12 protein-coding genes are annotated in these 15,650 nt (G+C 40.8%); 4 read left to right on the forward strand and 8 right to left on the reverse strand.

The genetic code is table 11. The annotated features are described in order from the left end of the window. Window positions 1-688: 688 nt before the first annotated feature. The 7 genes from HDC90_RS19915 to HDC90_RS19945 form a co-directional block, all read right to left on the reverse strand. On the reverse strand, window positions 689-871 hold the full coding sequence (locus tag HDC90_RS19915) for a hypothetical protein (RefSeq protein WP_184469512.1): 183 nt from the start codon (window positions 869-871) through the stop codon (window positions 689-691). 142 nt (window positions 872-1,013) lie between these two features. Beyond that, a complete protein-coding gene (locus HDC90_RS19920) occupies window positions 1,014-2,522 on the reverse strand; it encodes a RagB/SusD family nutrient uptake outer membrane protein (RefSeq protein WP_184469514.1) in 1,509 nt (502 codons plus the stop codon). 18 nt (window positions 2,523-2,540) lie between these two features. Beyond that, window positions 2,541-5,597, reverse strand: a complete 3,057-nt coding sequence (locus tag HDC90_RS19925; RefSeq protein ID WP_255497769.1) for a SusC/RagA family TonB-linked outer membrane protein — start codon at window positions 5,595-5,597, stop codon at window positions 2,541-2,543. 114 nt (window positions 5,598-5,711) lie between these two features. Then, complete coding sequence (locus tag HDC90_RS19930) at window positions 5,712-6,647, reverse strand: carbohydrate kinase family protein (RefSeq protein WP_184469516.1); 936 nt, start codon at window positions 6,645-6,647, stop codon at window positions 5,712-5,714. A 1-nt stretch (window position 6,648) separates the two neighbouring features. Next, window positions 6,649-7,833 (reverse strand): glycoside hydrolase 100 family protein, encoded by a 1,185-nt coding sequence (locus tag HDC90_RS19935; RefSeq protein ID WP_184469518.1) that lies wholly within the window; start codon window positions 7,831-7,833, stop codon window positions 6,649-6,651. Window positions 7,834-7,836: 3 nt separating this feature from the next. Then, window positions 7,837-9,180 (reverse strand): MFS transporter, encoded by a 1,344-nt coding sequence (locus tag HDC90_RS19940; protein ID WP_184469520.1) that lies wholly within the window; start codon window positions 9,178-9,180, stop codon window positions 7,837-7,839. A 15-nt stretch (window positions 9,181-9,195) separates the two neighbouring features. After that, on the reverse strand, window positions 9,196-10,968 hold the full coding sequence (locus HDC90_RS19945; protein ID WP_221451900.1) for an alpha-glucosidase: 1,773 nt from the start codon (window positions 10,966-10,968) through the stop codon (window positions 9,196-9,198). A 333-nt stretch (window positions 10,969-11,301) separates the two neighbouring features. Here HDC90_RS19945 and HDC90_RS19950 point away from each other — a divergent pair, with 333 nt between their 5' ends. Together HDC90_RS19950 and HDC90_RS19955 are read left to right on the forward strand one after the other, a co-directional pair. Continuing rightward, window positions 11,302-12,300 (forward strand): LacI family DNA-binding transcriptional regulator, encoded by a 999-nt coding sequence (locus tag HDC90_RS19950; RefSeq protein ID WP_184469522.1) that lies wholly within the window; start codon window positions 11,302-11,304, stop codon window positions 12,298-12,300. Window positions 12,301-12,755: 455 nt separating this feature from the next. After that, entirely contained in the window at window positions 12,756-13,370 is a 615-nt protein-coding gene (locus HDC90_RS19955; protein WP_184469524.1) for a hypothetical protein, read from the forward strand. Between the two features lie 188 nt (window positions 13,371-13,558). On the opposite strand, the gene HDC90_RS19960 is transcribed toward HDC90_RS19955, so the two are convergent. After that, on the reverse strand, window positions 13,559-13,747 hold the full coding sequence (locus HDC90_RS19960; protein WP_184469526.1) for a hypothetical protein: 189 nt from the start codon (window positions 13,745-13,747) through the stop codon (window positions 13,559-13,561). Window positions 13,748-14,227: 480 nt separating this feature from the next. Between HDC90_RS19960 and HDC90_RS19965 the strand changes: the two genes are divergently transcribed. Next, window positions 14,228-14,476 (forward strand): helix-turn-helix domain-containing protein, encoded by a 249-nt coding sequence (locus HDC90_RS19965; RefSeq protein ID WP_255497770.1) that lies wholly within the window; start codon window positions 14,228-14,230, stop codon window positions 14,474-14,476. A 381-nt stretch (window positions 14,477-14,857) separates the two neighbouring features. After that, entirely contained in the window at window positions 14,858-15,142 is a 285-nt protein-coding gene (locus HDC90_RS19970; protein ID WP_184469530.1) for a DUF6266 family protein, read from the forward strand. The last annotated feature ends 508 nt before the right edge of the window (window positions 15,143-15,650 follow it).

Genomic DNA, 15,650 nt, shown 5'->3' on the forward strand with positions numbered 1-15,650 from the left:
TAATTTTAATTGAATAATATTGTTTTAATTCTTATTTACTTAAACGACTGATATAGCGTTTTACATTGAAAATCAATTTGTATGTCTTTTGTTTAATTTATTGGTAATCAATTTTTTGTGTGTTTTTTTTGGCTTGATTTTTTTCTCGTTATTTCGTTGATTTACCAATAGACTTCCGTAATTAGCAGATTGTTATACTTAAAATATTAGCAGTTATTAATCCTTTAATATGTGCCTGACGGTAAACAAGTTGGCTTTTTTAACCGTCAACAATATGCTGAAATTACTGCATAAAAGTTTTGTTTTAACATAAAAATTACGGCATATCGTCATTTTTATTTGTCGGTGGGGTAACCAGAAAACAGGAAATGCAAATTGATTTATCAGCCACTAAAATTCTTTACAAGCGAGAAACAAAGAAAAAATATTGTATAGTATGAGCTTAAAATTTAAATACTTTAAGGAAATAAGAAGCTGTATCTTAAATATAAATTGTCATCCTGAAGGATAATTTCCTGGAGTTACCGTCATTTTCCCATTCCGCTATACTCCAGTCGACGAGCGGTTTTTGGATCTGTCAATGGTAGCTTATCGAAAAACCTGTTAAATGTGCTTTTTGGTGTTTCGACAAGCCCAACCTGACAGCATTTAAGTTGAAATCGCCTTAATGATACAACTGCTTGTTTTTTTAATCAAGATCCAGTTCGAAAGAGGATCTTGAGCTTTTATCAGCCTGGTCCAATAAATCTGCATCATGTTCAGCTGCAGATTGGTCGCTGATTATTTGATTTTGGTTTAGCGCATCTTCTTCGCTAATCAAAGCATCTTCCTTATCCTCGGAAAGTTCTTCTTGATTCGGATCTATATTCATAACTTTTTTATTTAAAGATAGGCATTAAATTCAAGGGGAAACAAAGAATTACCATATCTTTTGATTAGATTCCTTTCATTTGTTTATGGGGGGTAAAAGCAGACAAGGCCGATGTTAACCGGCCTTGTCTGTATAAAAATTATTAATAACCGGGATTCTGAATCAGGTTCGGATTTCCAAGTTGGTTATCAGGAATGGGAAACAGCAGGTATTTTGCTTCGCTGGCGGGTTTTTCCTGCCAGGCGGCCAGAAATTTTCCAAAACGGATTAAATCCTGTCTCCTAAAGCTCTCCCAGTAAAGCTCCCTTCCACGTTCATCAAGCAGGTTATCTAAAGTGAGGCTGGTAAATGCCGAGGCCCCCCTGGTGGTTCTGATCTGGTTGACGATGGTAAGTGCCTGAGCGGTTTGCGAAGTGCGGAGCATAGCTTCCGCCTTCATTAACAATACATCGGCATAACGGTAATAAACCCAGTCATTATCAGGTTTCTTAGAGCCTGTATTGGCATAATCGATGGGATATTTGATTACCCTTATCCCCGCAACTTCCAGGTGGTTCGGATCACGCTCAATGATACTTACCTCAGGAGTGAAAGCTAAAGGATTGCCTTTCCTGTCTTTCAGCGCTACCCCGTTCTGATCAAATTGCTGGCCGACTAAAAAACCTACCCTGATGCCTGATACATTGGTTTGCCCGGCATAAGTGCCGCCTCTTCTGGTATCGCTTGCTTCGAATTTATTGTAGAAGTTGGATAGAGCAGAAAAACCGTTATAGCCGTTCGGGTTTTGGTTGTAATGGAGGGTACATTTCCACATACCGTCTAAATCACTTCCCGAAGAACCTGCAATGTTTTGTGCTGTAAATATATTTTCAGTCGACAAAACATCGTTGGTTGGTGCAAAATTGTTAAAGTAATTTGGCGTTAAGGTATAACCTCCTGTTGCAATCTCATTCGCCAGCGAAATCACTTTTGCCATATCTGTGGCATCAAAAGTTGGTGCAGCGCGATTTAAAAAAGCACCTTTGTTCAGGTATACTTTCATCAACAGTGTTTTAGCTGCATTTTTATTGGCCATACTAGCAGGGCCATCTGGCAGATCAGGAATAATTGCTGTTAACTCGCTGATCAGATAGCTCACCTCATCGGCGGCATTTCTAACCCTTGATGGTTTGGTCACATCCTCGCCCGCATCGCGGTAAGGTACCTGTCCCCAGCCATCCAGGATCGAAAATTGGGAGAAAGCACGTAAGAACCGCGCCTGGGCCGATTGGCTCGGGGTTGGGCCGCTGCCCAAAACACTGGTGGCCACATAACTTATACTGTTTAAATCCCTGAATACGTCCGATATTCTGGAATGGTCTGGGGCCCATTTGTGCAAATGCAATGAACGCCATGCACCATTATCGTCCCAATCTCCCGCTCTCGTTGGTACAATTACTTCATCAGAAGTTACTTCCTGCAGGGCAGACCAATTCCAAGGCGCCTGGTAAGGTCCAATCATGGCAGCGTAACTCGCAGCCAACACACCTGCAACATTTCCTGATGTTACCCCTGAATTGCCAACCTGGCCATTTAGGTCTTCGTTTAGTTTCGTACAGCCTGATATACTTAAGGCAACCGCTACAAAACCGATAATACATTTATTTTTCATGTGCTTACAATTAAAAAATTAAAGAGAAAAATTAACACCAAAATTGAATGTCCTGGCAGTAGGGTAGGCTGTATAATCGATACCTGCAGAAGGTACTCCGCTTACACTTTTGTTTACGTTTACCTCAGGATCGAAACCGGTGTAATTGGTAATTACAAAAAGATTCTGGCCGTTAACGTATAGGTTTAACGATTTGATCGCCCTGCCTACATTACCAATATTATAACTGATAGTGGCATTGGCCAGTTTTACATAATCCCCTTTTTCGATATATCTTGATGAAGCTGCAATAGGGTTGGCAAGCGATTCTGTAATGGATTGGTTAACCAGTGCAGCAGAAATATTGCGCGTGCCTAAATTTGAAATGGCCAGCACTGAGTTTGCCGTGTTGTTGTAAATGCTCTGACCAAATGCACCGTTGAAGTTGGCCGAAAATGAGAATTTCTTGTACCTTACATTTGTACTTAAACCCATAATTACCTTCGGGTTAGGGTTGCCAACATAATAATTGGTAAAACCATCATCGGTATATTTAGAAAAGCCGTTTGCATCCAGGCCATTGTATTCTCTGGTAACCATGGCAAACAATGGTAATCCGTTTTGGATCACCTCAGTGGTTACACCGCTCAATCCCTGACCGTTTAGCGCACCTGTTTTGATAATTCCCGTTATATTTTGGACTTTATTTTTAATGAAAGTTGCATTACCAGCTAAACTCCAGGTAACATTGTCATTGTCTACAATGGTTCCATTAAGGCTTAGCTCAAGGCCTTTATTGATAATCTGTCCTGGTAAATTTATCCATGTAGGCACATTACCACCAACTGCTGGTACGAATGAAATCTGTGGAAACAACAAATCGTTGGTGGTCTTGTTAAAATAATCAATAGACCCTGTAAGTTTATTGTCTAAAAATCCGAAATCCAACCCTACGTTGGTTTGTTTATCCGATTGCCATTTCAGGTTTGGGTTTGCATTATTAATGGCAATTAAAGTAGGTTGTCCGTTGGTATTGCCAAAATTATAGCGCTGCTGTGCAGAACCAGAAGGGAAATCCTGATTACCTGTTTTACCATAACCAACCCTTAGTTTTAATTGATTTATCCAGGCAGCATCGCTCAGAAATGCTTCTTTTTTCATGTCCCATGCAGCTGCAAATGATGGGAAATAACCATAACGGTTTGATTTTCCAAATTTGGTTGAACCATCTGCCCTGAAAGTGGCCGTTAAAATATACTTACTATCGTAATTTAAAATAGCCCTGGCAAAGTAAGACTGCAGCTGCGTTGTTGGATTGTTAAAGGCTGTAAATGTACGGTTTGCAGGTGCAGTAGTCTGGAATGCATCGGTATAATCTGCATCGATACTTCCAAAACCAGTTGCGGTGTTAATGGTGCCTTTATTAATGAAATTAGAATATTCGTAACCTAAAATAGCATTTAAATTAAGTTTGCTCACAATTTCTTTATTGAAATTTAAAGTATTGGTAAATTGTTGCGTAATCAGCTCAGCAGTCGAATAACTTGCAAAACCGCCTAAGAAATTACCATCAGGTTGTATGCCTTGTAAGTTGAGTGTACTTCTTGTAGAAGCCCTTCTGATACCGGCACTGTAATTAACGCTGGCCAGCATTCTGTACTCCAGCCATGGCGTAATTTTGTAGTATGGCGATATACTTCCCAAAATGGTAGAAACTTTTGCTTTATCGCTGTTTGCAGCCAGGGCAGCTAACGGATTGATGGTAGTAGAACCGTAATCGATAAATAAACTGCCATCGGGATTATAAAATGAATGTGTTGGATTCCAGGATAGGGCCTGACTGATTAAACTGCCTGTAAAACCGGCATCAGTGGTAATAGGAGCAATGTTTTCTAAATATTGGTTACTGATCATGTTCACATCCAAACCTAGTTTTTTACTGTTCAGAAATTTAAAATTGCCATTAAAACCTGCACTGTATTTTTTAAAGTCGGTTGTTTTGATGATTCCCTGTTGATCCTGATAGCCCAATGAAACACGGAAAGTATTTCCGTTTGTACCTCCGCTAATGCCCAGGGAGTAATTCTGGTTGTAAGCTGTACGGGTGATGGCATCCAATGCATCTACATTATCGCCAAAATCGCCGGTGGTAAGGTTGTATTTTTTCAGGGCCGCACGATATTCATCTCCACTTAATACTTTTACTTTTTTGGCAATACTACCTACACCTGCTGATGCACTGATATCTATTTTAGTATCACCCGATTTTCCTCTTTTTGTGGTAATTAAAACTACACCGTAAGCGGCACGCGAACCATAAATGGCAGTTGCCGATGCATCTTTGAGGATCTCCATTGATTCGATATCGGCCGGGTTGATAAAGTTTAAAGGGTTGCCATCGGGTGTGGTACCGGTACCCGCACTGGTAGTTAAACCGCCAACACCGGCATTGGTTGACGGCCTGGCCGATCTTCCATCCAAAGCAACACCATCTACAACGTATAAGGGCTGTCCCGAGCCGGTAATGGCCGAGTTTCCTCTGATGCGGACTGTCGATGCACCACCTGGCTGGCCACTATTGTTGATCATCTGCACGCCGGCAACTTTACCCTGAATTAACTGATCGGGCGCATTTAAAGGGCCTTTGTTAAAATCTTTGGCAGAAACTGTTGTCGCTGCACCAGTCAGGTCGCTTCTTTTTACTGAAGCATAACCCACTACCACTACTGCATCGAGGTTGTTTAAAGATGCCATGGTGATATTAATTGTACTTTGGTTATTAATGCTTACCGTTTGGGTTTCCATGCCAACAAAGCTGAAAACAAGCTGCGTAGCACCTGCCGGAATACTGATGGCATATTTTCCTTCGGCGTCTGTTTGCGCTTTGGTGGTTCCGGGTCTGGCCTGGATGGTTACACCAGCCATGGGTAGTTTGTCGCTATCGAGTACAATGCCTTTCACTACATTTTGTGCAAAGGCCGATGTGTTGAGCAGCAGCATCAAAAAGCTTAGTATAATAAGCTTATCCCAGGAATACAATTCCTGCTTTTTTGACGAGCTGGCCCGATTGTCTTTTTGTTGAGTAATATTCATCATTGAGTTGGTATTTTGGTTAGAAAAATTAATTGTTTTGGAGATGATGATACCCAAAAGCTAAGGTGGCTTGTTTAGTTTATTCTGATTCATAAGATTTAGTTTAGTTAATAATAATTATGGTAAGGTGATGTGTCGGCTACTGTAAAGGGCACCTTCTTTTTCTATTTTTTTTCGGGCAATAGCAAGTGCATTGTCGATACAGCTTTCTATCGGTTTATTTGCGATAAAATGGGATAAAAAACCTGCCCAGAATGCATCGCCAGCTCCGGTAACACTCACTACCTGCTGCGTGGGATGTGCTGCTTTATAAGCCCATTTACCTTTTCCCTGCCTGTACCAAACACCATCTTTTCCGCAGGTGAGGCATATGAACTGCGCATTAACCTGGCTGAGCGCATCAATCGATTTCGCTATGCTGAGCTGCTGACCTGTAAACCGTTCCATATCATCCAGGCTTATTTTTAGCAGCGGGTTAAAGGCGCATATTTGCTCAAATACCTCTTGTCCGTTATTTTCATTCCATATCGCAGGGGCGTAATTCCAGTCTATCGAAATAAACTTGCCTGCGCGGTATGCTTTTGCAAAGGCTTCCAGTATATGGCTTTTTGCGGGTTCTTTGCTCAATGCAAAGGCCGTAGTATGTAAAAGTCCAGATGATTCGATCAATTCATCGTCTATCTTTCCGATTTGCATGTCGGCATGGCGATAAGCGATAAAATCAGGCGTTCCGGTGCTTTTTCCAACCAGTACAATGCTGGTCTGGTGTTTGGGTATGCGTTGTAAATATTTAGCAGACAGCCCTGCCATTTGCATTTCGTTGATGAGGTAATCACCCAATCCATCTTCACCTACGCAGCCAACCAGGTTGGTTTGGTTTCCAAGCCATTTCAGGTTGGCACTTAAATTGGCGGGGCTTCCACCTTGGTTAATGATAAAATTGGAAGAGAAAGCCAGCGATTCGATGTTATTTTCGGAAATAAGGTCTGCAAGTAACTCTCCAATCACCAGGATCGTTTTTGTGTGCGCATTGTTCATAGGTGCATCTTTCATGTTAGTCGGCAAATAAAGTTTTAAATAATCCACTTATGGCTGCCTTTTCGGCAATAATTGCCCCTGCAGCACTCCAGGTGCAACAGGGCACGCCGCAAGGGGCTTGGCTGGTACCATGCAGGCATTCGTTAAATAAGTTATCTTTTGCATTCGAAACATGGATATTCGAAGCAATTTCATTGGCAAACCCAGTTTCGCCGTGTTTTGCCAATGCTGCTGCCAACCAGCCATTCCAAACGGGCCATAAACCCCCGTTATGAAAATAATCAGGGTAATTTCTAAAGCTGTAGGCATAGTTGTTTTTAAGCTCGTTCATATCTGCATCCGTATCCTGAATAGCAGGATAAAATGATGGTAAAAGCAGGTTTTTTTGATGATAAAGTGCTTTAAGGTAATGGATTACAGATTCGTTTTGCTTGGTGTTTCCCAAATTCAGCAGCAGGGCAAAAACGTTCGCCTGTAAATCGAAATAGGTATAAATCCTGGATGGGTTAAAACCCATTAACCAAAAATGGTCTGGAGCATCTTTCATCTGGTGACTTAAATTTGCCATGTAACTGGTCTGTTGATGGTTATGTTTCCAATAATTCTGTCTGATGGTTTTAATAACCTGTTCGCTTTTATCTGCCCATTTTTTGTTTCCGCTAATGGTGTAAGCCAGTTTAAGTGCCCATACCCTTAAAAGCTGCTCAAAAAGCACATAACCGTGCTGTATATATTCGTCGGCCCAGTCGCCGCTTTGTGGTACATACATTAAATGTTTTCCGTTAAATTCCCAAGCCTCCATGAGCTGAAAACATTTCTCAATTTCATTTTGATACTGCCTGTAAAGTGATTTTTCGCCTGTGAAAATGGTATAGGCACAAAGCCCGATTACCGCCCATGCCGGATTGTCTGCGCGACCAGTAGTGCCGCCATAACTCACCGCACCATCGGTTGGCGAAACATTAGAGGGTATAAAACCATTGCGGTGCTGATGATTAAACAGGGTTTGAATGGTTAATCTGGCGGTTTCAATCAATTTTTCGTCGCTTGTAAGCATGGCCGCAATCGCTGTAATTACGCCATCTCTCGTCCATACCCGCTTGTAGTTGTCATGTTCCTGTACAGCAGCTACAAAACCAAAAGGTGTTGAAGCCTGGCGTAAAAGGTCTATTGCCTGATGATATGCCAATTGATTAACCATTTTCTAAAGTTTACGAGTTGTTTTTTTGATTGATAAAACCATTATACCGCCAATGGTAATGAGCGCCCCTGCGAATAAAATGGCATTTTCGGGCTTATGTTGTAAAAGATACCTGTAGATATATTTGAAACTAACGGTTTCTAAAAGCATCGGTAAAACAATAAACATGTTCAGGATGCCCATAAAAATGCCTGTTTTTTCTTTTGGGATACTTCCGGCCAGCATGGCATAAGGGGTGCCCATCATACTTGCCCAGGCAATGCCCAAACCGATCATCGGAATAAATAAAAACGCTGCATGATGGATTATAGGCAAAGCCATTAAAGAGATACCCCCCAATAAGAGACTTAAAAAGTGGACCTTGCGGGAGGTAATTTTCCTGGCAAAAAAAGCCAATGGAAAGGCCACCAGAAATGTAACGATATTATAGCCTCCGTTTACCGTACCGGTGAGCAATTGGGCAGAGGCAAAACCATCAGATGCAGGATTTGTAGTGTTATAGATTGTTTTGGCCAGGCATAGTGTAATAAACTGCCAGTAAATAAACATGCCATACCAGTTAAAGAGGTAAACCACACCGAGTTTGCGCATGGTAGTGGGCATTACTTTAAATGCAGCAAAAATATCTTTAAAAATACTGCCCAAGCCGGTTGGATGCTGCCTGATCCGCTGAATCTCGGCAGGAGAGAGCGGTGCTTCTTTAGTGGTTAAACAGCTAAACATGATGGAACCTATGGAAACCACACCACCAATAAAAAAAGCAGCATAAGTGGTATAGGGGATATGGTTAGCGCTTCTGGCATTAATGCCCAGAATGCCCAGGGCAATTAAAATACCAGGGGTGAGGTTGGCCAGGGTAATGCCCAGGCCGGTAAAAAAACTTTGGGTTAAAAAACCGAGTGCATGCTGTTCCGCAGGCAGTTTATCGCTTACAAATGCCCGGTAAGGCTCCATGGTAATGTTGTTGCCTGCATCTAAAATCCATAAAACACTGGCGGCCATCCATACCGAGTTGCTATAAGGCATAATAAACAGGCAAATGCTGCACATTATGGCACCAATCAAGAAATAGGGTCTTCTGCGGCCAAACCTGCTGGTGGTTTTATCGCTCATGGCACCAATTATCGGCTGTACGAGTAAACCTGTCATTGGCCCCGCCAGGTTTAAAAGCGGAATCTGGTCTGCATTGGCTCCGAGATAAGAATAAATCGGCGTCATATTGGTCTGTTGCAGGCCAAAACTATACTGGATTCCAAAAAATCCGAAATTCATGGCGATAATCGAACCGAAATTGAGTTTAATTCCGGATGAAATGCTCTTTTCTTTTTTTTCTGTAGCTACAATCATAATTTTTCTTAAAGCTTAGTTGATTTGATACACTACAGATTGCCAGGGTAAAAGTGCAATCTTGTGGTCCCTTATTTTGGCCGTTTTATAATTGCTGAGCAACAGTTTGGATAAGTGGGTATTAATGCCCCGATCAATCGCGTAACTGACGTTTTGATTAGAGAAATTTAAAATAACCAGCATTTTTTCCTTTCCCTCACTGCGGAGGTAACAGTATACCTGTGGGTGTTCCACATCGTAAACCTTATACGATCCATAAATAAGGGCAGGAGAAGATTTGCGGAGCGCCACTACCTTTTTAAAATACGACAGTACACTGTTCGGGTCTGTTTCTTCCCTTTGCGCATTTACTTCTTTATAATTAGGGTTCACTTTTATCCAGGGTTCACCTGTGGTAAAACCTGCGTTTTTGCTGGCATCCCATTGAAAAGGCGTACGGGTATTGTCTCTCGAAATAAATTTCTGCTTATCCATAAATGCTTTCAGGTCTTCTCCTTTTGCAAGTACGTGCTGATAGGCGTTTAAGGTGGCAATATCCCTGTAGTCTTCGATTCGATCGAATTTGATATTGGACATGCCCAGCTCATCCCCATTGAAATAAAAAGGAGTGCCACGCATGGTCATAATCAGTGTGGTTAAAAGTTTAGAAGAGGCTGCCCTGAAAGCAGGGCTGTCATCCCCGTATTTACTCACCATTCTGGGCACATCATGGTTAGCCAGAAAAATCGCCAGCCAGCCTTTATTGGCAAAAGAACCGTCCCATTTTGTAAAAACTTTCTTCAGGTCTGGCAGGCTATAACCTTTGGGATCGTTCCCGATATCCATCACTTCAAAATGATAGGCCATGTTTAACTCCTTTCTGTCCTCATCAACCAGCGCGTGGGCATCGGCCAAAGTACTGCCTGCGCCTTCTGCCACAGTCATTACCAGGTATTTATCGATAACCGAATGGTTCATTTCGCGCAGGTAAGTGTGCAGGTTTGGGCCCATACCATAATATTTAATGATGTTTTTTTCGTAACCCTCAGGGTATTTTTGCCAGGTGGTATCTTTCGATACATATTGGAAGGCATCCATGCGCAGGCCGTCAATTCCTTTATCCAGCCAGAATTTCATCATGTCGTAGATCTCATTTCTAAGTTTGGGATTCTCCCAGTTTAAATCTGGCTGTTTCTGCGAAAAATAGTGAAGGTAATAGGCATTTGTAGTTTGGTCATATTTCCAGGCATCGCTGTTTACATCAAAAAAACTATACCTAGGGTTGGGTTTGCCTTTTTCTGCCGGCCACCAATGGTAGTAATCGCGGTAAGGGTTGGTTCTGGATGATCTGGACTGTTTAAACCATTCATGCTCATCGCTGCTGTGGTTAAGCACCATATCCAGCACCAGTTTAATATTCCGCTGATGCAGTCCTTTTAAAAGCTTGTCGAAGTCGGCCATGGTACCAAAATCTTTCATAATGTCCCTGTAATTGCTGATATCGTAGCCATTGTCATCATTTGGAGAAGAGAAAATCGGGTTTAACCATATTACATTTACGCCCAGGCTTTTAATGTAATCCAACTTGGAGATAATCCCATTTAAATCGCCAATGCCATCGCCATTACTATCTTTAAAACTCCTTGGATAAATCTGGTATACAATGGCTTCTTTCCACCAGGCACGGTTTTTAATGGTTGTAAATGGCGATGCCATCCCCCGGTTTGGTATAACCTTGGTTTTTTGGGCAAAAAGTGTACAGGAAACGGTTAGAATAGTAAAAAATAAAAGGACTTTAATGTATCTCATAACTCATAATCTGGAATACAGTACTGTTAAATTACTAAAAATGTAATACATATCAGTGTATGTTGTATTTATTAATCTAAAAGAACTATAGGTGTGGTTTGGTTAATTTAAAAAGCTTTATTAAGGTTTGTTGTTATTTGGTTAGCGCTCCCGAAAAATATGCTGTTATAATAGGTTACCGATTCAGTGCTTCTTCCGGGCTTTAACGAAGGTAATATTAATTGATAGTGCTGTAATTGAATTTTAGCCTGAATTGACTGCAAACGTTTGCGGAAACATTTGCGGAAATGTTTGTTGTGGAAAACTTATATTTGGGTAACCAAATCCATCATCATGAGTCAGAACCCTACACTCAAAAAAATTGCCGAAAGGTTGAATATTAGTATATCAACGGTTTCGAGGGCACTTAAAGATCATCCTGATGTTTCGCCCGAAACAAAAAGAAAGGTGAATGAACTGGCCACATTAATCGAATACGATCCAAATCCTTATGCAGTTAACCTCCGTACACATAGCAGTAAGGAGTTTGCCATTATTGTGCCCAGCCTTTCCAATTATTTTTATCACTCCTTTATCAGTTCAATTGAGGAAGATGCCCGGATTTATGGTTACACGGTTATTATTTACCGTTCTTCCAACGATCCGCAGATAGAACTCGAAATATTAAAAAGCTGCCGGCATAAAAGGGTATCGGGCATATTTATTGCCATCACCGCACAAACAAAAGATATGAATCCCTTTCTTAAACTCGATATCCAGGGAATTCCGGTGGTGTTTTTTGATAAGGTACCCAGTTACGAATCGTGCAATAAAATCTGTGTTGGCGATGCGCATGCCGCTGCGCTGGCTGCTGGCGAAATCTTAAAAAAAGGGAAAAAAAATATCCTGGCTATATTTGGCGACCCCAATATGTCGATTACAAAAGCCCGTTTAAACCGATTTACCGATTGCCTGCAGGAGAGCGACCCTACGATTTTCTTAGATGTGATCTACGCTGCCAGTTCAGAAGAAACGGAGAAAAAGGTGCTTAAAACACTTTCTAAAGGTCTAAAAAAAGATTTTGCCGTGTTTTGTATGAGCGATGAAATATTGGCAGGCGCCATGAAAGCAATTCAAAGAATGGGGTTAAAAGCTCCTGAAGATTTAGGCGTAATTGCCATTAGCGACGGTATGATCCCCCAGCTTTTTTATCCTGAAATCACCTATGCCGAAACCAGTGGCTTTAAACTGGGCAAACTGGCTTTTAGCAGGATGATGAAATGCATTTCCGGAAGTTCATTTGTACAGACGATAATAGATGAGTCTGTTTTGGTAAGCGGGGGATCACTTTAATTAAAATCCATACGCCATGAAAAGCTGCTTTATTCTCCGGCGGAATGCTCAATTTCTGGTTTCGGAGCTTTAAAAAAAGGGATAACCAAATTATGATTACCCCCAATCTAAATTAACGCTCTCAGGCTTTCGCCAGATGCAGGACTCTCACCCCCTGCATTATAAGTATACGTAAAAATTTATTGAGCAGTTTCTTTCTGTGCAGATAAAAATATTCATCTGTAACTGCCATTTTAAAAGATCGATTGAAGTGCTCAACTATGGATGTGAGTAATTTAGATGACTATCGCGATCTTGTGCGGAAAATCAATCTTGTTGGGAAAAGGGAAGTATTTGATAATTAGGGGATCAGATTTACATTAATGTATTTAGTGGTGTAGGTCATAATTTTTGAAAATGGGTTCCCATGTATCAGTAATTTCTTTATATTTAAGAAAAAATCTACTATGAAATTAATGCTTAAAAATTTATTCTCCTGCACATTATTAAGCCTTTTGTGCTTATCACTAACTTTTAACGCTAACGCACAAATTGGTAAAACCAAAACCCCACCCGGAGGCGGTGGAGGTGGGGGCGGGAGTGCACCTGTTTATGGACTCATCATCGTAAATGGAAATGCCGGAAATACAGATTCTGGTTTCAAAATCATATTGTATGAGGGAAATTATGCAACGCAAGATATAATTGCGAATGGTTCAATTTCAGGAGCTGACGGAGATATTATGAGAGGGAGATTTCGATATAGTTCTGCAGACATATTCTTTGCGCCTTTTTTTGGTAGAGATGTAGATGTTACGCTAAGTGACAAGGCACCTGCTAACGATGAAACCCGTTCTATGAAAATAAGCGGAATGCTTGCCGGAAGGACAATTGTTCTTTATGATAGTCCATCGGCTGAAACTGATGATGATTGGACTGAAATTACGATCAAGAAAAATATACCCAAGAGCGATTTTTATCAGATTCACAGTTATGAGCACAGCTACTCTGATGAATATGTTCAAGTGATTTATCATCAGCATAATGGTTTGGATGGCAAGGTTTCCTACTTGAGAACTTCGCCACAATAATTTATCATATCCCTGTACATTTATACAACTGGCAAATCCGATTGCTTTTGTATCGCTAAATTTCAAAAGTAATCCTTTTAAACTTTGACTGTTTTATCTGATTGATTGTCTGGAGATATTTTGAACATAAAGCTTGTGTGTCGGCAAGCTTTATGTTCAGGTGATAAAGCTTAAGTTTATTGCGATAGTTAATCTTTAACTGCTTCACAGGCCAGGTTTATTTCAATTGGTCTTGATCCTGCCCAAACCGAATATTCAATATAATTCGATGTCCTCGAATTTTGATATACCCTGTCTTTCGCAACATCAAATCTGTTCCATTCAAATGCACCTTGGTTATTTCTAACGCAATTTACCCTTGGTATGGCGTCTTTCACGAAATGCCATCCTTTAGGGGCTGAGACACTAAGCGTATATTTTTCACAGACTGCGCCAGCAAAAACGCGCAATTTATCATCATTTGTTGAGCCTTGAAGACCGGTAACATTATGCCAGTCATTCGTTTTAACAGCCTGGCCATAAAAAGTCTGGGTTTCAGGTTCATGTTTTTCATTAGTACTGGCTGAGTGTACTCCTTTGCCGCTTTTAGAAACTAAGTTGTCAGTGGTGTTGTTAATACCTATTGAACATACGAAAGCCGCAAAAAAAAAACTGTTTTAATTACAAAAAATTTCATCACATTTTAGTTTAAGGTAATTTTGAAATATTCCTCTAATATTGTTAAAACGTTGGTGAACAGAAATACCCGATACTGGGTATTAATACGATAACTGTTTTTATACTTACAGCAGCATAATTACAATGGGCAAAATCATCATTAGTCTTTACAGAGATGTTGATTGTTTTCTTACATGGTAATGTACAACATTTACCTTGTACTCAATAAAGAACAACTCATCTTTACTTTTATCGATATCTTCGGCAATCCTCACACGCAGCTCACCCACCAGCAGGTAAAAGACTACCTTAACATAAGCGAGAGCACTTACAAACGTAAGGTAAAAGACGGCACTTTAAGGCCTGTAAAACTACCTGGGGGCGATCGTTTTTACCTGAAAGATTTGCTGGCTGCCTACCTGGAAAGCCGGCAAAAAGGCCGGATCTGATTACCCATCCGTTACCTGTTGTTTACCCTTTCTAGCTACCAGGTTAACCCCAGGCTTACCTCAGGGTTACCCTGGCTGTACCCTTTGGTTACCTAAAAGGTAAAGCCAGGGCCTGCTTTGGCTAATTGGCCACTCTTGTTATGGTTAAGCTGCCCTAAAGCAGGCTGCAACAAAAGCCCCGGCTCCCTGGCACTGCGGGCCAGTTGTGATGGCTCATTTTAGCTCATTTACCGCCCAAATTGGTCCAATTTAGTTCATTTTAGCTCAAAATGCGGTGCTGTGCGGCCAGGCTGCTAGGTTTGAGCATGGATTTAAACATACCGATATAAACAGACATCCTTTTTTTAAACAAACATTTTTTCACTTAAAAAAACAAAAATTATGGCAACGTATTCAAAAGGCGCAAACGGCGCATTCTCTGGCAAAGTAGGCAGTGTAATTGGCAGCAACTGGCGCAGCATCGATTACCTGAAGGGCCTGCCCAAAAAAAGCAGTAAGCCCAGTACAGAACCGCAACTGGCGCAGCGCAGCAAATTTGCCCTGGCGCCGCTCTACCTGAGCCCCATTAAAGACATTTTAAATATTGGCTTTAAAGATAAACAGCTCAATAAACTTACACTTCACGATCACCAGCAAATGTTTGTAGCGGACAGGGAGTTGGGCTAAGAAGGGTAAATCAGGACGGTTACACCAATTCAGTACATGGTTAACTAAGACGAGCAGAATGGTCTTTAAAGCGACAGAAAATATAATATTCGGACCTGCTAATGTTCCTGTATTCCACCTTAGATATTTCAACAATTCCAAATGCTCTTATAACCACTGAATATTACTGTCTTTTTTTATAAAAAATGCTTCAATATTGTTATTGGGTAAAGATTTTTGAATTAAATATAGCTGGCTGATGATAGTGACAATAGGTATCGTAGAATGCCTGATTATTTAATATAAACTTAATGATTATATAATACCTATATTGAAACCTTATCCGACATTTGTATTGCTGGCTTTAATAAATAAACAAGTAAGGCGGTCTAGATTGACGATGATAAACTCTAAAAATTTCTCTCTACCTTTTAGCTCTATCCAGTCCTGCTCTCATGTGGTGACTAAGCTATTCTTAACGTTTTTCACTAAAAGCATTTCCAGTGATTGCTCTAATTACTTAAAAAGT

This window comes from Pedobacter sp. AK013, from assembly GCF_014205835.1.
In the GTDB taxonomy this organism is placed as follows: Bacteria; Bacteroidota; Bacteroidia; order Sphingobacteriales; family Sphingobacteriaceae; genus Pedobacter.